15 protein-coding genes are annotated in these 18,582 nt (G+C 72.7%); 10 read left to right on the top strand and 5 right to left on the bottom strand.

Features of this window, described 5'->3' with window-relative positions; translation table 11 throughout:
* Window positions 1–777 carry a DNA-formamidopyrimidine glycosylase family protein gene (locus tag E4V99_RS04190; RefSeq protein ID WP_135116515.1) on the bottom strand — a complete coding sequence of 259 codons (777 nt, stop codon included), beginning with the start codon at window positions 775–777 and terminating at the stop codon, window positions 1–3.
* Complete coding sequence (locus tag E4V99_RS04185; protein ID WP_135116514.1) at window positions 770–5,455, bottom strand: ATP-dependent helicase; 4,686 nt, start codon at window positions 5,453–5,455, stop codon at window positions 770–772. Before E4V99_RS04185 ends, E4V99_RS04190 begins: the two co-directional genes overlap by 8 nt.
* Before the next feature lie 120 nt (window positions 5,456–5,575).
* On the opposite strand from E4V99_RS04185, the gene E4V99_RS04180 reads away from it, so the two are divergent.
* Entirely contained in the window at window positions 5,576–5,854 is a 279-nt protein-coding gene (locus E4V99_RS04180) for a hypothetical protein (protein ID WP_135063215.1), read from the top strand.
* Between the two features lie 38 nt (window positions 5,855–5,892).
* Here the strand turns inward: E4V99_RS04180 and E4V99_RS04175 are convergent, their stop codons facing one another.
* Window positions 5,893–7,494 carry an ABC-F family ATP-binding cassette domain-containing protein gene (locus tag E4V99_RS04175; RefSeq protein ID WP_135063217.1) on the bottom strand — a complete coding sequence of 534 codons (1,602 nt, stop codon included), beginning with the start codon at window positions 7,492–7,494 and terminating at the stop codon, window positions 5,893–5,895.
* Window positions 7,495–7,696: 202 nt separating this feature from the next.
* The gene (locus tag E4V99_RS04170; RefSeq protein WP_135116513.1) at window positions 7,697–8,356 is read right to left on the bottom strand and encodes an alpha/beta hydrolase-fold protein; all 660 of its coding nucleotides are present in this window, start codon (window positions 8,354–8,356) and stop codon (window positions 7,697–7,699) included.
* A gap of 89 nt (window positions 8,357–8,445) precedes the next feature.
* Here E4V99_RS04170 and E4V99_RS04165 point away from each other — a divergent pair, with 89 nt between their 5' ends.
* The 9 genes from E4V99_RS04165 to E4V99_RS04125 all read left to right on the top strand — a co-directional run bounded on the left by E4V99_RS04165 (window position 8,446) and on the right by E4V99_RS04125 (window position 17,475).
* Window positions 8,446–9,075, top strand: a complete 630-nt coding sequence (locus E4V99_RS04165; protein ID WP_135063221.1) for an NUDIX hydrolase family protein — start codon at window positions 8,446–8,448, stop codon at window positions 9,073–9,075.
* A gap of 241 nt (window positions 9,076–9,316) precedes the next feature.
* Window positions 9,317–11,044, top strand: a complete 1,728-nt coding sequence (locus tag E4V99_RS04160) for a dihydroxyacetone kinase family protein (RefSeq protein WP_135116512.1) — start codon at window positions 9,317–9,319, stop codon at window positions 11,042–11,044.
* Window positions 11,044–11,499 (top strand): ribose-5-phosphate isomerase, encoded by a 456-nt coding sequence (locus tag E4V99_RS04155; RefSeq protein ID WP_135063225.1) that lies wholly within the window; start codon window positions 11,044–11,046, stop codon window positions 11,497–11,499. Before E4V99_RS04160 ends, E4V99_RS04155 begins: the two co-directional genes overlap by 1 nt.
* 18 nt (window positions 11,500–11,517) lie before the next feature.
* Window positions 11,518–12,288: a triose-phosphate isomerase family protein gene (locus E4V99_RS04150; RefSeq protein ID WP_135116511.1), complete on the top strand. Its 771-nt coding sequence runs from the start codon at window positions 11,518–11,520 to the stop codon at window positions 12,286–12,288.
* Window positions 12,285–13,013, top strand: a complete 729-nt coding sequence (locus E4V99_RS04145) for a GntR family transcriptional regulator (RefSeq protein WP_135116510.1) — start codon at window positions 12,285–12,287, stop codon at window positions 13,011–13,013. Before E4V99_RS04150 ends, E4V99_RS04145 begins: the two co-directional genes overlap by 4 nt.
* Window positions 13,014–13,159: 146 nt before the next feature.
* A complete protein-coding gene (locus E4V99_RS04140; protein ID WP_135116509.1) occupies window positions 13,160–14,122 on the top strand; it encodes a sugar phosphate isomerase/epimerase family protein in 963 nt (320 codons plus the stop codon).
* A 2-nt stretch (window positions 14,123–14,124) separates the two neighbouring features.
* Entirely contained in the window at window positions 14,125–15,111 is a 987-nt protein-coding gene (locus E4V99_RS04135) for a 3-hydroxyacyl-CoA dehydrogenase family protein (protein WP_135116508.1), read from the top strand.
* Window positions 15,108–15,878 (top strand): SDR family NAD(P)-dependent oxidoreductase, encoded by a 771-nt coding sequence (locus tag E4V99_RS04130; RefSeq protein WP_135116507.1) that lies wholly within the window; start codon window positions 15,108–15,110, stop codon window positions 15,876–15,878. The genes E4V99_RS04135 and E4V99_RS04130 overlap by 4 nt, the downstream gene beginning before the upstream one ends.
* A 220-nt stretch (window positions 15,879–16,098) precedes the next feature.
* The gene (locus E4V99_RS04125) at window positions 16,099–17,475 is read left to right on the top strand and encodes an MFS transporter (protein ID WP_240742790.1); all 1,377 of its coding nucleotides are present in this window, start codon (window positions 16,099–16,101) and stop codon (window positions 17,473–17,475) included.
* 6 nt (window positions 17,476–17,481) lie between these two features.
* Here the strand turns inward: E4V99_RS04125 and E4V99_RS04120 are convergent, their stop codons facing one another.
* Window positions 17,482–18,549 (bottom strand): low specificity L-threonine aldolase, encoded by a 1,068-nt coding sequence (locus E4V99_RS04120; protein ID WP_135116506.1) that lies wholly within the window; start codon window positions 18,547–18,549, stop codon window positions 17,482–17,484.
* Window positions 18,550–18,582: the final 33 nt, after the last annotated feature.

Raw genomic sequence — 18,582 nt, 5'->3', positions numbered from 1 at the left:
TCAGGGGGATTGGCACACGGGACACCAGAACACGTTGCGTTCGCTCGTCGCGGTGGCGCCCAGGGAACCCGCGAGGATGGTCGCGCCGCATCGGCGGCACGGTTTGCCCTCGCGCCGGTACACCCAGGTCCGGCGTCCGGGGCGGGAGTCGCCGGTGAAGGTGCGCGCGGGCCGGGAGAGGTTGGCGCGGATCATGCGCACGCCGACGTCCAGCAGCGCGGCCGCATCGATCTCGGCGGCCGGGCGCGTGGGCGGGATGCCGCGGACGAAGAGCATCTCGTTGGCGTATTCGTTGCCGAATCCGGCGACGTTGCGCTGATCCAGCAGCGCCACGTGCGCGGCCCGAGGGTCCGCGCCCAGACGGCGCGCCGCCTCCGCCGCATCCCAGTCCGGCCCCAGCGGGTCGGGGCCGAGGTGGCCGACGATGCGGTCCTCGTCCGCCGTGGGCAGCACTTCCACGAGCGCCAGGTGGAACCCGACCGTCTCGGCGTGCGCGGTGCCGACCACCGCACGGGCGGCATGCGTGGGTGCTGCCCAGCGCTGCCCCGGCCGGTACACGTCCCACCGGCCCTCCATCTTCAGGTGGGAGTGCAGCGTCCACGCGCCGATGCGCTCGAGCAGGTGCTTGCCGCGCGATACGACGGCGACGACCTCCTCGCCGCGCAGGTCGGCCGTCGCACTGCGCGGCACGCGGATGTCGAACCGCGTGACCTCGTGCCCGACCAGCGCATCGGCGAGGCGTCGCGCGGTGCGGTGGACGGTGTCGCCCTCAGGCACGGGCAGCCTCGCGGAGGGTGTCACCCGCCGTGAGCCGGCGGAGCGTGAGGCCCCGGGGCGACTCCACGAAACCGGCATCCCGCAGCGCACGGCCGACGGCGGTGCCGTACACGAAGGCGTCGTTGACCTGCTCGATCGTGAGGGTGTCGAGTCGTCGGGCCCGGGCGGTGGCGACCAGGTCCCGCGCAGCGGCGGCGAGGCGCTCGTCGTCGTCGGTGAAGGCCAGCGCGCTGCGCCCGCCGCGCTCGAGGTACAGCGTCAGCACGCCGTCCACGAGAACCACGAGCCCTCCGGCCTTGCGCCCAGGGCGGTGCGAGACGCCTTCGATCCCCGGCCACGACAGGGCCGCGCCGTACGGGTTGGCCGGGTCGGTGGCGGCGAGGGTCACGGCGCGCAGGGGCGGCGGGTCGGGGAGGCCGGCGAACTCCCGCAGCCGGTCGACGGTCGTGGAGGCGGCGAACTGCGCCGCGCCGAGCTTCTCGATGACATAGCCCCGGCGGCAGTGCCCGGCCTCTTCGAAGCCGGAGAGGATGCGGTACACCTGCGCGAAACCGCCCGGGACGCCCTCGGACTGCACGGCGCCGCGCGTGACGACGCCGTAGCGGTCCAGCAGCAGGCTCGCCGTCGCGGTGGCCCGCAGTGCGGCGTCCGGTTCGGCGGCCGGCAGGAGCGACCACCGTCCGCCGATGGCCGGCGGGCGCGGGGGGGCCGAGGTGCGTGGGACCGCGGCGCCGCGGTACAGCCGCGAGCGCGGCGTGCGCCGGGCGACGCGGTGCGACTGCCCGCCGCCGCTGAGGAGCGTCCGCACGGGGGCGAAGGTGTCGTTCGTCACGCGTCCGACCCACGTCAGCGACCACAGCGCCTCGATGACCGACTGCTCGTTCTCCGCCTCGGCCAGCGTGCGCAGCTGCGCGGCGAAGTACGCGCCGCCGGAGGCGAGGGCGGCCAGCACGCGCGCCTCGAGGCTGTCGGGCGCGATCTGGTCGTCGGGGTCGCGCAGAGTGAGGGGTGCCGCATCCGCGGGGTGCAGTGCGATCCAGCCGTCACGACCGGGGAGGGTGCCCTCGCCCGACCACACGACCTCGCCGGTCGCGGTGAGTTCGTCGAGCATCGCGGGGGAGTAGCCGCTCACGCGCGCCGGGAGGATGAGCGACTCCCACGCGCTGGCGGGGATCGGCAGGCCGGCGAGCTGCTCCACGACCGCCGCGACGCCGTCCACGCCTTCCAGCGGGCGCGCGACGTGCTGCCACACCGGGAGGAACCGCGCGTACGCCTCGGGGGGAACCGGTTCGACGCTGCCGCGGATGGCGGCCAGCGACCGCATCCGCAGGCGCCTGAGCACCTCCGCGTCGCACCATTCGGTGTCATCCCCTGTCGCCGTGCCCGGAGTGGGGTCGGGGAGGAAGTACCCGCTCGCGATGCGCCCCTGCGACTCCAGGCGCTGCAGCGTGAGACGCGCCACGGCGACGCCCACGCCCAGCCGCTCGGCCACCGCGGACGCGCGGAAGGGCGCGTGGGTGCGCGCGTAGCGGGCCACGAGGTCGCCGAGCGGATCGGCGAGCGGCTCGAGGAACGCATGCGGGATGCCCACCGGCAGCGCGGCGCCCAGGGCGTCGCGCAGACGTCCGGCGTCCTCGATCCCGGCCACGCGGGGGACGCCGGCGATCGTCACGGGGATCGCCCGCCGGTCGGTGACGAGCCGGTCCAGATGGGCGGCGGCCTCGGCCAGGGCATCGCCGTCGGTGTCCAGGCGCGCCGCCACCTCGGCGGCGTCGAGCGGGCCCAGCACCCGGAGGAGGTCGGCGACCCCCTCCACCCCGCGCGCGCGGCGTTCGGGGTCGAGCCGCTGGGCCTCGCGCTCGAACTGCGCGATAACGTCGGGATCCAGCAGCTCCCGCATCTCAACCTTGCCGAGCAGTTCGCCCAGGAGCGCCGGATCGACCGAGAGCGCCGCCGCGCGGCGCTCGGCCAGCGGCGAATCGCCCTCGTACATGAACGCGCCGACGTACCCGAACAGCAGATCCCGCGCATACGGCGAGGGCTGCGACGTCGTCGTCTCCACGAGGCGGATGCGGCGCTCCCCGATGCCGCGGGCGATCTGCAGCAGCGCGGGCAGGTCGTACACGTCCTGCAGCACCTCGCGGAGGGTCTCCAGGATGATCGGGAACGTCGGGTGGCGCCGCGCCACCTCCAGCAGCTGCGCCGACCGCTGACGCTGCTGCCACAGGGGCGCGCGCCGGTTGGGGTTCAGGCGCGGCAGGAGCAGCGCGCGCGCCGCGCATTCGCGGAAGCGCGAGGCGAACAGGGCCGAGCCGCCGACCTCGTCGGTGACGATCTGCTCGAGCTCGGCCGGGTCGAAGACGAACAGCTCGGCGCCCGGGGCTTCGGCCGCCGCATCCGGCACTCGCGCGATGATGCCGTCGTCGCTCGCGACGGCGGCTCCCTCCACGCCCAGCCGCTCGCGGATGCGGGCATTGACCGCCAGCGCCCACGGCGAGTGCACCTGCATGCCGTAGGGGGAATGCAGGATGACGCGCCAGTCGCCGACCTCGTCACGGCTGCGCTCGACGGTGAGGGTGCGGTCGGTCGGCAGGCTCCCGGTGGCCTCGCGCTGCTCGGCGAGGTAGGACAGCAGATTGGTGATGGCGTTGTCGTCCAGGCCCGAGCCGCGCAGCCGCTCCTGGGCCTTCTCCGGTGTCGCGGCGGCGACGTCGCGAGAGAACTTCCCCAGCGCCTCGCCCAGCTCCGCCGGGCGGCCGATGCCGTCGCCGTGCCAGAACGGCACCTTGCCGGGCTGGCCGAATGCCGGCACGACGTTGACCCGGTCGTGGGTGATCTCCACGATGCGCCAGCTCGTGGTACCCAGGGTGAACACGTCGTTGACGCGGGACTCGTAGACCATCTCCTCGTCCAGTTCGCCGACGCGCGCGTTCTGGGACTCGCCCGCGACGAACACCCCGAACAGGCCCCGGTCGGGGATGGTGCCGCCGCTGGTGACCGCGATGCGCTGCGCGCCGGGGCGTCCGGTCAGCGTGCCGGCGTCGCGATCCCACACCACGCGAGGGCGGAGTTCGGCGAACTCGTCGGAGGGGTAGCGCCCCGCGAGGAGGTCGAGCGTCGCCTCGAACACCGAACGCGGCAGGGAGCGGAAGGGGGCGCTGCGCTTGACGGTGTCGAACCAGTCCTCCACGTCGATCGCGCCCAAGGCGGACGCGGCCACCGTCTGCTGCGCGAGGATGTCGAGCGGGTTCTGCGGGACGGAGATGGCCTCGATCTTCCCGCCCAGCATCCGCTCGGTGACGACGGCGGTGTGCAGCACATCGCTGCGGTGCTTGGGGAACAGCGCCGCGCGGCTGACCTCGCCCACCTGGTGCCCGGCGCGGCCCACGCGCTGCAGCCCGGATGCGGCGCTGGGCGGGGCCTCGACCTGGATGACGAGGTCGACGGCGCCCATGTCGATGCCGAGTTCGAGGCTGCTGGTGGCCACGACGCAGCGGAGCGCGCCCGATTTCAGCTCTTCCTCCACCTGGGCGCGCTGCTCCTTGGACACCGAACCGTGGTGCGCCTTGGCGAGGATCGCCGGTGCCCCCGCGTTCGATCCCGCCTGCGCCATGATGGCCGCGGGGACGGTCGGCTCGGGCAGGTGGATCCCGAGCCGCTCGGCGTAGATCTCGTTCAGCCGCCCGGTGAGGCGTTCGGCGAGACGGCGGGAGTTGGCGAAGACGATGGTGGAGCGGTGCTGCAGGATGCGGTCGACGATCGCCTCTTCGACGTGGGGCCACACCGAACCGGTCACCTCGGTGTTCTCGGCGAACCACTCCTCACCCGCCTCCGGGGCGTCCACGCCGGGGGGCGGGGGCGGATTGAGCATGTCGTCGACGGGCACGACGACGCGCAGGTCGAACTCCTTCGTCGAGCGCGGCGCGACGATGTCGACCGGCTGCGCGCCGCCGAGGAAACGCGCGACCTCGTCGATCGGGCGGACCGTGGCCGACAGTCCGATCCGCTGCGCGGGCCGGTGCTCGGCCTCCCGGCCCTCCTCCGCGGCGGCCGACCGGCGCAGCGCGTCGAGCCGCTCGAGGCTGACGGCGAGGTGCGCGCCGCGCTTGGTGGCGGCGACGGCGTGCACCTCGTCCACGATGACGGTGTGCACATCGCGCAGGGTCTGCCCGGCCTGGCTCGTGAGCATGAGGTAGAGCGACTCGGGGGTCGTGATGAGGATGTCGGGCGGTGCCGTGATGAGCTTGCGCCGGTCGCCGGCGGGGGTGTCGCCGGAGCGCACACCCACGGTCACGTCGGGCGCCGGGATGCCCAGGCGTCGCGCGGACTGCCCGATGCCCACCAGCGGGGAGCGCAGGTTGCGCTCGACGTCGACGCCGAGGGCCTTGAGGGGGGAGATGTAGAGGACGCGCGTGCCGCGCGGGGTCTTCGCGCGCTTGGCAGGTCGCTTGCCGGGTGCTGCCGCGGGAGGATCGGGCGGCTGTTCGCGGAACACGCGGTCGATCGCCCACAGGAACGCCGAGAGCGTCTTGCCCGATCCGGTCGGGGCCACCACGAGCGCATTCCGTCCGGCCGAGATCGCCTTCCACGCGCCCTCCTGGGCGGCCGTGGGCGCGGCGAACGCGCCACGGAACCAGTCCTGCGTCGCAGGGCTGAACCGTTCGAGCACATCGCTCACCCGTCCATCTTCTCCCGTGCCGCCGACACCGGCGCGGCCTTGACGAGCCGCCGGCAGTCCGGAGGTGATCTCCGTCGGACGGGGGAGGCATCCCGGCGGCGCGCTCCGTAGCGTCGGAGTATGACGGGGGACACACGGGCAGGATCGCGTGGATGGGCGTGGTTCGGGGGTGCCGCGATGGGTGCCGGTCTGGGACTCCTCTTCGGCCTCACGCAGGACAACCTCGCCCTGGGCATCGGGCTCGGAGTGTCGTTCGGACTGACCTTCTTCTTCCTCTTCTCCTCTCCCTCACCGCGCACCGGTCCCTCACCGCGCACCGGTGGGGACGAAGACGGCGGCGGAGGAGGCGCTGCTGCCTCCCCGGCGAGCGAGGACGGCTCTGTCGCCTCGGCGGACTGACCGGCTACCCCAGCACGCCGACCGTCTGACGAGGAGTGTCAGCGTTCGACGACACCTTCCGCCGTGAGTTCGAGCGTCAGATCGGGGCCAAGTCGGGCGAGGAACGCGTCGTCGTGGCTGACGATGAGCACCGCCCCGCGGTACGCCGCGAGCGCCTCCAGCAACCGGTCGACCGTGTCGAGGTCGAGGTTGTTGGTCGGCTCGTCCAGCACCAGCAGCTGCGGTGCGGGATCGGCCAGCAGGATGCGGGCCAGCGCGACGCGGAAGCGTTCCCCGCCGGAGAGGGTCGCGACCTGTCGCTGCACCGCATCCCCGCGCAGGAGGAAGCGCGCGAGGCGGTTCCGAAGCTCCACGACGGGCAGGGCGGGCGCTGCCGCCCGCACGTTCTCCAGCACCGTCGCCGCCTCGTCCAGCCCGTCCACGCGCTGCGGCAGGTACCCCACGTGTTCCACGAGCAACTCCGCCCGCACCGTTCCCGAGATCTCGCCGGATCCAGGCTCCGAGTGCACGAGACGCTCCAGGAGGGTCGTCTTGCCGATGCCGTTGGGGCCGATCAGCGCGACGCGCTCGGGTCCCTGCACGATCCACGAGTGCTCCGCGTCGCCGACGCTGAGGATGCGCCGTCCCGCGGCGACGCCGGGATCGGGGAGGTCGATGCGCACGGCCTGGTCGTCGCGCACGCGGCGTTCGGCCGCATCCAGGGCGGCGCGGGCTTCGTTCTCCTTCTCCCGCACCTCGGTGCGCAGGCGCCCCGCAGACACCTCAGCGGCCCGCTTGCGGTTGCCCGAGACGATGCCCGGGACGCGCTTCTCCACCTGTGCCTTGTGGCCCATGTGGGCGCGGCTGGCCAGCGTGCGCTCGGCCGCGACCCGGTCGCGCTTCTCGCGCCGCAGCACCTGTGCCGCGGCGCGCTCGGCCTGGCGGGCCGCATCCTGCTCGGCATCGAGCCATGCCCGCCACTGCGAGTACGGCCCACCGAAGACCGACAGCGCGTTCGCATACAGCTCCGCGGTGTCGTCCATGAGTTCCAGGAGCGAGACGTCGTGGCTGACCACGACGAGAGTGCCGCGCCACGACCGCACCATGTCGGCCAGGCGCGCGCGGGCACCGCGGTCGAGGTTGTTGGTGGGTTCGTCCAGCAGCGTGATCGGAGCGCCGCCGAGGCGGATGCCGGCGATCGCGGCGAGGATCGCCTCTCCGCCGGAGAGCGACCCGATGGTGCGCTCCAGCGCGCCCGACGGCAGCCCCGCCTCGGCGAGCGCGGCGGTCGCACGCGCCTCGACGTCCCAGTCGTCGCCCAGCGCGTCGAAGTGCCGCGGGTCGGCGTCGCCGGATTCGATCGCCCGCAGCGCGGACAGCGCGCCCGCGACCCCGAGGAGCTCGGCGACGGGCCGGTCGACGTCGAGGCTCAGGCGCTGCGGAAGGTAGGCCACCTCCCCCGAGCGGATGACCTGGCCCGAGGTGGGGGCGAGATCGCCCGCCGCGATGCGCAGCAGCGTCGACTTCCCCGAGCCGTTGCGGCCCACCAGCCCCGTGCGGCCGGAGCCGAACGAGCCGGAGACGCCGTCGAGGGCGAGCGTGCCGTCGTCCCACACGAGCGAGACGGAATCGAACAGGAGGGCAGGAGAGAGGGTGGGCATGATGCTCCGGTGTGTGCATGCGCTGACACCCACACCGGCCCTCAGACGGGCGGGTCCACCGAGCTACGGCGGTTCGACGGTTCAGCGCGCGGACAGGGGCGCGGAAGCGGCGTCGATCTTCACCGGAGGAATCCTCACACTCGGGACAGGACCCGGCCACGGTAGCCGAGCCCGCCCCCGCCCGCAACCCTCCGTGACGGCCTCACCGCGTGGCCGGGTCGTCCAGGCGCTTGCGGAGGAAGGCGTGCACGTCGGCGAGCTCGGCCTGCGAGACGCTGTGGGTCAGGCCCGGGTACACGCGGCCGCTCAGGTCGGAGTGGGCGGGCAGCCACTCGACGGTGTGCGCCACCAGCGCCTCGGGGATGACGTCGTCGTGTGTCCCGCGTCCCCAGAACACCGGCGGCTTCTGCTCGGCCAGCGTCGCATCCCCCGGGAGGGATCCGGGCGCCACGTACCCGGAGAGGTTCACCACGAAGGCGATGCGCTCGGGCTTCAGGCGCAGGGCCTGGAGCGCCACGGACGCCCCCTGCGAGAACCCCAGCAACCCGACACTCGGAGCGTCGACGGCGGCATCCAGCCACTCCAGCAGGCCGGTGGCCGCGCCCGTCACCGCAGACGGATCGCGTCCGTTCAGCCCCTCGATGGGGTACCACGAGTAGCCGGGCGAGGGCCACGGCGGCGCGAGCGGCGCGCGGACGGCGGCGTACGCGAACTCCTCGGGGAGGTGCTCGGTCAGGGCGAGCAGATCGCGTTCGTCGGCGCCGTACCCGTGCAGCAGGATCAGGGCGGGCCGGCCGGCGCGCCCCTGGGGAGGGGTGGCCCACACGACCAGGTCGGGGTCGATGCGCGGAGACTCGCTCATGTCCTCATCTTCTCAGTCCGTCCGGACACCGCCGTTTTGCCCCGGCCCGGATCCGGGCGTTTTCGGGGCGCGTTGGGTATACAGGGAGCATGCCAGTGCGCACTCCCGACCCCGACCCGTCCGACGACGGCAACGGCGACGACGCCCGCCGCGAGCCCCTCGGTTCCCCCTTCGACCAGGCCACCGGACCGGCCGCCGCCGGCAATCCGGGGTGGCTCAGCGAGGTCGAGCTGACCGAGATCCGCCGCCGCATGCCCATCCTGTACGTGGAGGCCGTGCCCGTGCGCACCGACGGCATGGGCGCCGTCGTGCAGGTGGGGATCCTGCTGCGCGCCACCCCGATCGGCGAGATCAGCCGCACGATCGTGTCGGGGCGGGTCCGCTACGGGGAGACCGTGCGGGACGCGCTGTTCCGGCACCTCGAGAACGATCTCGGCCCCATGGCCTTCCCCCTCCTGCCCCCGCAGGTCACTCCCTTCACCGTCGCGGAGTACTTCCCCCTGCCCGGGATGACCGCGTTCCACGACGACCGTCAGCACGCGGTGTCGCTCGCGTTCGTCGTTCCCGTCACCGGCACGTGCGAGCCGCGTCAGGACGCGCTGGAGGTGACGTGGCTCTCGCCCGAGGAGGCGTCCTCCGACGCCCTCGCCGCCGAGATGGAGGGCGGCCGCGGCACCCTCATCCGCCTGGCGCTCGCGAGCGTCGGCGCGCTGCGCTGATCCCGCCCCCGAGCGAGGGCGCCCTGCGCTGATCCCCGCCCCCGAGCTGATCCCCTCCTCCGAGACTGCACGCACCCGGCGAGACAGCGACATGATGTCGCGGTCTCGCCGGTGCGCTGCAGTCTCGCGAAACAGCGAAACAGCGATGCAGCGAAACAGGGACGCGGCGGGGAGGCGGGCCTGGCCGAGTGATCCAATTTCCCATAGGATTTAGGAAAGCAACCTCGCCTAGGGAGACGCGATGACGCGGCTGTTCAACGACCCGGACGACTTCGCCGAGGAGATGATCGAGGGCTTCGTGGCCGCCTCCTCCCGCTGGGTGCACCGCGTCAGCGGAGGCGTCGTGCGCGCCACGCGCGGGCCCGAACCCACCGTCGCGGTCGTCATCGGCGGGGGCAGCGGACACTACCCGGCCTTCGGCGGCCTGGTCGGACCGGGCCTTGCCCACGGCGCCGCGATGGGGAACCTCTTCGCGTCCCCCTCCGCGCACCAGGTCCACTCCGTCGCCGCAGCCGCCCACGAGGGACGCGGCGTGCTGCTGAGCTTCGGCAACTACGCCGGCGACGTGCTCCACTTCGGCCAGGCGCAGGAGCGGCTGCGCGCGGAGGGCGTCGACTGCCGCACGGTGCTCGTGACCGACGATGTGTGGAGCGCGCCGAAGGAGGAGCTCGACAAGCGCCGCGGCATCGCCGGTGACCTCGTCGTGTTCAAGGTGGCCGGCGCGGCGGCCGAGGAGGGGCTCGACCTGGACGGCGTCGAGCGGGTGGCGCGCCTGGCCAACGCCCGCACGCGCTCGTTCGGCGTCGCCTTCAGCGGCTGCACGCTGCCCGGCGCCGACGAGCCGCTGTTCGAGGTGCCGCCCGGTCGCATGGCCGTCGGGCTCGGCATCCACGGCGAACCCGGCATCGACGAGGTCGACATCCCGACGGCCGCGGGCCTGGCCGAGATGCTCGTGGACAAGCTCCTGGACGAACTCCCCGAGGGGGTCGCCGCCGCCGGCGCCCGCGTCGTGCCGATCCTGAACGGCCTGGGCAGCGTCAAGTACGAGGAGATGTTCGTCGTCTACCGCAGCATCCACCGCCTGCTCGAAGACGCCGGCGCCGTGGTGGTGTCACCGGAGGTGGGGGAGTTCTGCACGAGCTTCGACATGGCCGGGCTCTCGCTGACCCTCGTGTGGCTCGACGACGAGCTCGAGCGGCTGTGGCTGGCCCCCTGCGACACGCCCGCCTACCGCCGCGGTGCGGTCGAGGGTCGCCGGGAGGTCTCGGCCGACGAGATCGCCGACGCCGACGAGGCGCCGGAGATCGGCGCGGCCGGCGACGCCTCGCGCCGCGCCGCCGGGGCGCTGGCCCGTGCGCTGGAGGGGATCGCCGCCGCGCTGGACGGAGCCGCCGACGAGCTCGGGCGGATGGACCGGGTCGCCGGGGACGGTGACCACGGCATCGGGATGCAGCGGGGCAGCAGGGCCGCCGCGGATGCCGCGCGCACCGCGGCGGACGCCGGCGCGGGCGCCCGCACCGCGCTGCAGCGCGCGGGCGACGCGTGGGCCGACGTCGGCGGGGGGACCTCCGGGGCGATCTGGGGCGAGATGCTCGCGACCCTCGGGGCCGTCCTGGGCGACGAGGACGAGGTGACAGCGGCCGGGATCGGCGACGGCGTGGTGGCGATGAAGGACGCCGTCATGACCTTCGGCAAGGCGCAGCCGGGAGACAAGACGATGGTCGATGCGATGGTGCCCTTCGCCGACGAGCTCACGGCACGCCTGGGAGCGGGAGACCCGCTGCCGGTGGCGTGGGCGCGCGCGGCCGAGGCCGCCGATGCCGCGGCGCAGGCCACGGCGGAGATGACCGCGCGCGTCGGGCGGGCCCGCGCGCACGGCGAGAAGAGCGTGGGCACGCCCGACCCGGGGGCCGTGTCGTTCGCGCTGGTGGCCCGCACCGTGCGGGGAAACCTGAAGGAGGAGGACTGATGGGATTTCGACTGGTGGTCGGCAGCGATGAGGCCGGCTTCGACTACAAGGAGCGCATCAAGGCCGACCTGCTGGCCGATGACCGCGTGGACGACGTCGTGGATGTGGGAGTGACCGCCGACGGCGCCACGAACTACCCCACGATCGCGATCGCGGCCGCCGAGCGCGTGGCCGCCGGTGACGCCGACCGCGCGATCCTCATCTGCGGCACGGGGCTGGGGGTGGCCATCGCGGCCAACAAGGTCCCCGGCATCCGGGCGGTGACGGCGCACGACTCCTACAGCGTGGAGCGCTCGATCCTCTCCAACGACGTGCAGGTGCTGTGCATGGGTCAGCGCGTCGTCGGCCTCGAGCTGGCGCGGCGCCTCGCGCGCGAGTGGCTCGGCTACACGTTCGACACCTCCAGCGCGTCGGCGGACAAGGTCGCGGAGATCTGCGCCTACGAAGGCGTCTGACCCCTCGGGGAGCTCGGGATGCTGATCGGCTCGAGCCTGAAGATGTACTTCTCGCACGCCCGCACGCTGGCGTGGGTGCGGGAGGTGGCCGGGATCGTCCGGGATCATCCCGCCGTCGCGGCAGGGCTCCGGCCGTTCGTGCTGCCGCAGTTCCCCTCGATCCCGGCATGCGCGCAGATCGGCGCGGCCGCGGGTCTCGCGGTGGGCGCGCAGGATCTCTCCGCGGAGGATGAGGGGCCCTACACCGGTGAGGTCAGCGGTGCGGTGCTGGCCGAGGTGGGGTGCTCGCTCGTCGAGGTGGGCCACGCCGAGCGGCGGCGTCTGTTCGGGGAGACCGATGAGGTCGTGGCCGCCAAGCTCGCCGCCGCACTGCGTCACGGGCTCATCCCGCTGCTGTGCGTGGGAGAGGACCGGCCGGGGGATGCAGCGGCCGCCGTGGACGCGTGCCGCCGGCAGATCGACTCCGCGGTGGGCCCCGCACGTGCCGCCGGGCTGACCGGACCCGTCACGATCGCCTACGAGCCGCTGTGGGCGATCGGCGCACCCGACCCCGCCGGACCCGACCACATCACCGCCGTGTGCGGGGCCCTGCGTGAGTACGGCGCGGAGGGCGGGCAGGCGCAGGCCGTCATCTACGGCGGCAGCGCACGCCCCGGTATGCTGGCCGAGATCGCCGGTTCGGTCGACGGCCTGTTCCTCGGCCGCTTCGCCCACGACCCGAGGGCGTTCGGCGCGATCCTCGATGAGGCGGCGGACGTGCTGCGTGCACAGGCGGAGGTGCCACGATGACCCTGGAGGCGGCTCCGCGCGGCCTGGAGGCCCTCGCCGGCGGCGTGGAACGGCGCGGTCTGCGCGACCACGTGTACGAGCGGATCCTGGGTCTGCTGCTCAGCGGCGAAGTGGCCCCCGGCGCGCGGCTGTCGATCGACACGATCGCCCGCCAGCTGCACGTCTCACCCACCCCCGTGCGCGAGGCGATGGTGCAGCTGGAGCGCACGGGCCTGGTCACGCGCGAGGCGCTCAAGGGCTATCGCGTCGCCCCGCCGCTGCGGCCCTCGCAGCTGCGCGAGCTCTTCGACGCCCGACTCATGCTGGAGACGACCGCCACGCGCCTGGCGACACCGGCGACAACCGAGATGGTCCGCGAGCTGCGTGCGGCGCAGCAGGCGCACCGCGCCGTGGGCGACCGCGTCATGGCGGCGATGGCTGGGGGCGACTCCGATGTCGCGCTGACCACCGCGTATTTCGCGGCGGATGCGGCGTTCCACCGCGTCGTGTTCGATCACTGCGGCAATCACTACCTCCGCGAGATGAGCGAGACCCTCGGGGCACAGCTGCACCGGATGCGGCAGGCCGCCGTGCACGGCGTCACCGACGTGCGCGAGGCCATCGCCGAGCACGAGGCGGTCGTCGACGCCTTCGCCGGCGACGACCGCGACGCGCCCGAGCAGGCGATGCGCCGTCACGTCGAGCTCGTCGGCGAGCGCTCCCTGGCCGCCGCCCGCGCCGAGTAAGCCCCCCGTCCCGCCCTCGGCGGTGATCCGCCGTGCCCGCGGGACACCGACGGCACGGAATGCACCCTTGTTCCCGAGGGTAGATCCTGTAGGATCTACGAAACGACCGGATCGGTGCCGATCCGGAACACGCCGATGGAGCCGTCATGACCGCAGCGTCCCTTCCGCCGTACGACCGCGACACGTGGCCGATCGCCGTGTGCATGCACGGGTTCCCACCCGTCGCCGCCGACGGCACGCGCCTGCACGACGCCGCGCCGGAGGTGTGGGACGACCTGTTCGCGCAGGTGGCCGCGCTGGGCTTCACCGCCATCGAACTGGCCGACAGCCACATCCGCCCCGCCGACCTGGACGCCTCGCGCCGCGCGGAACTCCTCGCCATCGCCGCAGCGCACGGGGTGACCCCGATCTCCGTGCACGTGCAGCGGCAGAGCGTCATCCAGCCCGGTCGCGGCGAGGAGAACCTCGCGTACGCCCACCGCACGATCGACGCGTCGGCCGAACTGGGGCTGCAGGTCTTCTCCACCGGTCTGCACCAGCCGTTCAGCGACGCGCAGCGGAAGGCGCTGTGGTTCTGGACGGCTCCCGGCCCCGTCGACCCCGACGATGCCGAGACCCGCGCCCTCGCGGTGCGCCGGCTGCGCGAACTCGGCGAGCACGCGGCATCCGTGGGCCTGCCGATGGCGCTGGAGATGTACGAGGACACCTACCTCGGCACCGCCGACAGCGCCGTGCGCCTCATCGAGGAGATCGCCCTCGACAACGTCGGGCTCAACCCCGACATCGGCAACCTCGTGCGCCTGCACCGCCCGATCGAGGACTGGCGAGAGCTGCACGAGAAGACACTGCCGTACGCGAACTACTGGCACGTGAAGAACTACATGCGCGACGAGGCCGGCGACGGCAGCTGGGCGACGTCGGTGCCCACGAGCCTCGAGCTCGGGCTGATCAACTACCGGGCGATGGTGGCCCGGGCGGTGGAGCTGGGCTTCAGCGGCCCCTTCCTCATGGAGCAGTACGGCGGCGACAGCCTCGGCGTGTGCGCCACCAACCGCACGTACCTGCAGTCCCTGCTTCCCCCGTCCGCCGGCCCCGCACGAAAGAGATGACCATGACCGATACCCCGCGCCCCGTCTACGCCGTCGTCGGCAGCGGATATATGGGCGGCGGAATCGCCCAGATGCTCGCCCTCTCCGGCGCCGACGTGCGCATCGCCGACGTCGACCTCGACGTGGCGCAGCGCAATCGCGAGCGGCTCATCGGAGAGGCCAAGCAGTTCGCCGCCGACGGGCTTTTCCCCGTCGACGCCCCCGCCGTCATCGCCGAGCGGGTCACCGCCGCCACGATCGAAGACGCCGTGCCGGGGGCGAGCTTCATCGAAGAGGCGGTACCGGAGAAGATCGAGATCAAGCACGCCACGCTGCGGCGCATCTCCGAGGCCGCCGCCCCCGATGCCGTCATCGGCAGCAACACCTCCACGATCCTCATCGGGCGTCTGGCCGAGGCGGTCACCCGGCCCGAGCGATTCCTCGGGGTCCACTTCTCCAACCCCGCGCCCTTCATCCCCGGCGTCGAGCTCATCCCGCACGCCGGCACCGACGACGCGGTCATCCCGGTCGTGGAGCGAATCGTCGCCGCCACCGGCAAGGAGACGGCCCGCGTGAAGGATGCCACGGGCTTCGTGCTGAACCGTCTGCAGTACGCGCTCTTCCACGAGGCGACGCAGCTGGTGGAGGAGGGCGTGGCCACCCCGGAGGACATCGACACGATCGTGCGGACGACCTTCGGGTTCCGGCTGCCCTTCTTCGGGCCCTTCGCGATCGCCGACATGGCGGGGCTGGACGTGTACGCGTTCTGCTACGCCTCGCTGCAGACCGAGTTCCCCGAACGGTTCGCCACCCCGCGGATCCTGGACGACCTCGTCTCCGCCGGGAAGCTGGGCACGAAGTCGGGCGCGGGCTTCCTCGACGTTCCCGCCGACCGCACACCCGAGCTCGTCGCGTACCGCAACAAGGCCTACGTCGCGATGAAGAAGCTGCTGCAGGAGTTGGGCCCCGCCCCGATCGCGCCGGCGGGGGAGGAGCCACGGCAGTCATGAAGGCAGCCTTCCCCGCCGAACGCACCGTGATCCTCACGGGGGCGGCCAGCCCCCGCGGCATCGGGCGGACGACGGCGCACCACCTCGCCGAACACGGATGGCACGTGGGCATCGTCGACGTCGACGGCGATGCCGCCGCCCGCACGGCCGAAGACCTCTCCGACCGCTACGGCGTGCGCGCGCTCGGGGTGGGCGCCGATGTGTCCGACCGCGCTCAGGCGGTGGCCGCGGTGGACGCGCTCGAGGCGGACCTGCCCCAGCTGGTCGCGGTCGTGAACTTCGCCGGAGTCTCCTCGCCCGTCCCGTACCTCGAGGTCACGCCCGAGGAGTGGGAGCGCGTGCGCGCGATCAACCTCGACGGCGTCCACTGGGTGACCCAGCGGGTCGCCCAGTCCCTCGTCTCCTCCGGCGTGGGGCGCATCGTGGGGATCTCCTCCGTCTCGGCGCAGCGCGGCGGGGGCACCTTCTCCAAGACGCCGTACTCGGCCGCCAAGGCGGGCATCATCGGGCTCATGCGCTCGATCGCGCGGGAGCTCGGCCCGTTCGGGGTGACCGCCAACGTCATCTCCCCGGGCCCCATCGACACCGACATCATGGGCGGCACCCTCAGCGAGGAGCGGAAGTCGCACATGGCGGCCGACGGCGTCCTGCCCCGCATCGGCACGCCGCGCGACATCGCCGCCGCCGTCGCCTACCTCATCAGCGAGGACGCCGGATTCGTCACGGGCCACACCCTCAACGTCGACGGCGGCCTCTACATGCATTGACGCCGCCTCCGGCGGCCTTCACGAAGGAGTGACATGACCACATCCCCCGCTCGCCCCCGGCCGGACCGGAGGCCTTGACCATGGCCCGCACGTGGTCCAAGGGGCGCATCGCCTACCTCGTGATCGGCGTCGTCTGCGTCGCCATCGGGATCGCCCTGATCCTGCCCGCCCTCGGCTCCTGAGCCCCCGCTCCCATCCCCCCGTTCAGAGGAGTTCCCCCGTGACAACGCCGTCCGGCGCCCCCTCGGCGCAGACGCTGCTGGCCAGCCCGCACCTGGCCAGCGGCATCAAGAAGGCCACCTACCGGCTCATGCCGATGCTCATCATCCTGTACTTCGTCGCGTTCCTGGACCGCACGAACGTCGGGTTCGCCGAGGCGGCCCTCGAGGTCGACCGTGGCATCACGGCCGGCGCGTTCGCCCTGGGCGCCGGGATCTTCTTCATCGGCTACGCGCTGTTCGAGATCCCCTCGAACCTGCTGCTGAACAAGCTCGGCGCGCGGTTCTGGCTGGCCCGCATCGCCATCACGTGGGGCATCGTCGCGTCGCTGTTCGCGTTCGTGGTGGATGACACGATGTTCGTGATCTTGCGGTTCCTCCTCGGCGTGACCGAGGCGGGGCTGTTCCCGGGCGTGATCATGTTCCTCGCGCAGTGGTTCCCCAACAAGCGCCGCGTGCAGATGTTCGCGCTGTTCTACCTCGCCCAGCCCTTCTCGCAGATGCTGGGGGCGCCGCTGTCGGGCGGCCTGATCAGCTTCGGCGAGCAGTTCACGCCGTGGGCGGGGTGGCAGGTGATGTTCTTCACCGAGGGGATGCTGGCCGTCGCCGCGGGCGTGGCGGCGCTGTTCCTGCTGGTGGACTCCCCGCAGAAGGCGAAGTTCCTCGACGACGACGAGAAGGCCGCGATGAAGGCCGTGATGGACCACGAGGACGCCGTCAAGCACGACGACGGGCCCCGCGGCATCGGCGCGGCGATGATCAACTGGAAGGTCTGGTACTTCACCGTCATCTACTTCTGCCTGCAGATCGCGGTGTACGGCACGACGTTCTACCTGCCGCAGCAGGTGTCCGGTCTCATCGGCCGGGACGTCGGGTGGGAGGTGGGCCTGGTCTCGGCCATCCCCTGGGCGGTGGGCCTGTTCGCCTGCTACTACGTCGGCAAGTTCGCCACGACGATCCGGCGCAGGCGCGTGTGGGGCACCATCTTCTTCACGATCACCGGCGCCGCCATCCTGCTGTCGGCGTGGGCCGGTGCCAACGGCCAGGCGCTGCTGGGGATCGTCGCGATCACGATCGCCGTGGCGTCCTTCCTCTCGGTGGGGCCGCTGACGTGGTCGTTCCCCACCGCGTTCCTCGCCGGCGCCGCGGCGGCCACCGGCATCGGCCTGATCAACTCGCTCGGCAACCTCGGTGGATTCGTCGCGCCCATCATGCGCACGGCGATCAACGAGGCCGTCCCCACCGATTCCGGGGCGTGGGGCGTCGTGTCGCTCGGGGTGTTCGCGTTCCTCGCCGCCGTGATGATGGCGTGCACGCGGTTCTTCCGGGCCAAGGCGGATGCCCTGCTCGACGAGGAGAAGGCCCCCGCCGGCACCTGAGGCGGGTCAGGCGGAGGTCTCGCGCGCGATCGCGGCGACGAAGGCGTCGATGTCGTCCTCGGTGGTGTCGAAGCTGCACATCCAGCGCACTTCGCGGCGCACCGCATCCCAGTCGTAGAACCGGAAGCTCTGGCGCAACCGGTCGGCCACGCCCGCCGGGAGCGTCGCGAACACGCCGTTGGCCTGCGTCGGCTGCGTGAACGCCACGCCTCGGATGGTGCCGTCCGCGAGCCCCGCCTCGATGCCGGTGCGCAGGCGCTGCGCCATGGCGTTGGCGTGGGAGGCGTTGCGCAGCCACAGGTCACCCTCCAGCAGCGCGATCAGCTGGGCCGAGACGAAGCGCATCTTGCTGGAGAGCTGCATGTCGAGCTTGCGCAGGTACGTCAGGCCGGCGGAGGCCTCGGGGTTCAGCACCACGATGGCCTCGCCGATCATGGCGCCGTTCTTGGTGCCCCCGAAGCTCAGCACGTCCACGCCGACGTCGCGCGTGAAGGCGCGCAGCGGCAGACCCAGGGATGCCGCGGCGTTGGCGATGCGCGCGCCGTCCATGTGCAGGCGCATCCCGCGCTCGTGCACGTGGTCGGCGATCGCCCGCAGCTCCTCGACGCTGTAGAGGGTGCCCAGCTCCGTGGATTGCGTGATCGAGACCACGAGCGGCTGCGCGCGGTGCTCGTCGCCCCAGCCCCATGCCTCCCGGTCGATGAGCTCCGGGGTCAGCTTGCCGTCCTCCGCGGGGACGTTCAGGATCTTGATGCCCGCCACCCGCTCGGGCGCTCCGCCCTCGTCGACGTTGATGTGCGCGGTGGAGGCGGCGATCACGGCGCCCCAGCGCGGCAGCATCGACTGCAGCCCGACGACGTTCGCGCCGGTGCCGTTGAACACCGGGTACGCCTCGACGCCGTCGCCCAGGTGGGCGGCGAAGACCTCCTGCAACCGCTCGGTGTACACGTCTTCGCCGTACGAGATCTGGTGCCCCTCGTTGGCGGCGGCGATGGCGGCGAGCACCTCGGGGTGCACGCCGGAGTAGTTGTCGGAGGCGAAGCCGCGCACGGCGGTGTCATGCAGAGAGGTCACGGCATCCCAGCCTACGTGCGCCTGGGGCACGCG

The sequence above is a fragment of the Microbacterium sp. dk485 genome, from assembly GCF_004570445.1.
In the GTDB taxonomy this organism is placed as follows: Bacteria; Actinomycetota; Actinomycetes; order Actinomycetales; family Microbacteriaceae; genus Microbacterium; species Microbacterium wangchenii.
This window is presented reverse-complemented; position numbering and strand designations above follow the sequence as displayed.

Bases quoted from the DNA above. Each gene is read 5' to 3' on its own strand.
- E4V99_RS04145 (WP_135116510.1), top strand. From the start codon at position 12,285: ATGACCCTGGAGGCGGCTCCGCGCGGCCTGGAGGCCCTCGCCGGCGGC.
- E4V99_RS04135 (WP_135116508.1), top strand. From the start codon at position 14,125: ATGACCGATACCCCGCGCCCCGTCTACGCCGTCGTCGGCAGCGGATAT.
- E4V99_RS04140 (WP_135116509.1), top strand. From the start codon at position 13,160: ATGACCGCAGCGTCCCTTCCGCCGTACGACCGCGACACGTGGCCGATC.
- E4V99_RS04155 (WP_135063225.1), top strand. From the start codon at position 11,044: ATGGGATTTCGACTGGTGGTCGGCAGCGATGAGGCCGGCTTCGACTAC.
- E4V99_RS04160 (WP_135116512.1), top strand. From the start codon at position 9,317: ATGACGCGGCTGTTCAACGACCCGGACGACTTCGCCGAGGAGATGATC.
- E4V99_RS04180 (WP_135063215.1), top strand. From the start codon at position 5,576: ATGACGGGGGACACACGGGCAGGATCGCGTGGATGGGCGTGGTTCGGG.
- E4V99_RS04165 (WP_135063221.1), top strand. From the start codon at position 8,446: ATGCCAGTGCGCACTCCCGACCCCGACCCGTCCGACGACGGCAACGGC.
- E4V99_RS04170 (WP_135116513.1), bottom strand. From the start codon at position 8,356: ATGAGCGAGTCTCCGCGCATCGACCCCGACCTGGTCGTGTGGGCCACC.
- E4V99_RS04175 (WP_135063217.1), bottom strand. From the start codon at position 7,494: ATGCCCACCCTCTCTCCTGCCCTCCTGTTCGATTCCGTCTCGCTCGTG.
- E4V99_RS04150 (WP_135116511.1), top strand. From the start codon at position 11,518: ATGCTGATCGGCTCGAGCCTGAAGATGTACTTCTCGCACGCCCGCACG.
- E4V99_RS04130 (WP_135116507.1), top strand. From the start codon at position 15,108: ATGAAGGCAGCCTTCCCCGCCGAACGCACCGTGATCCTCACGGGGGCG.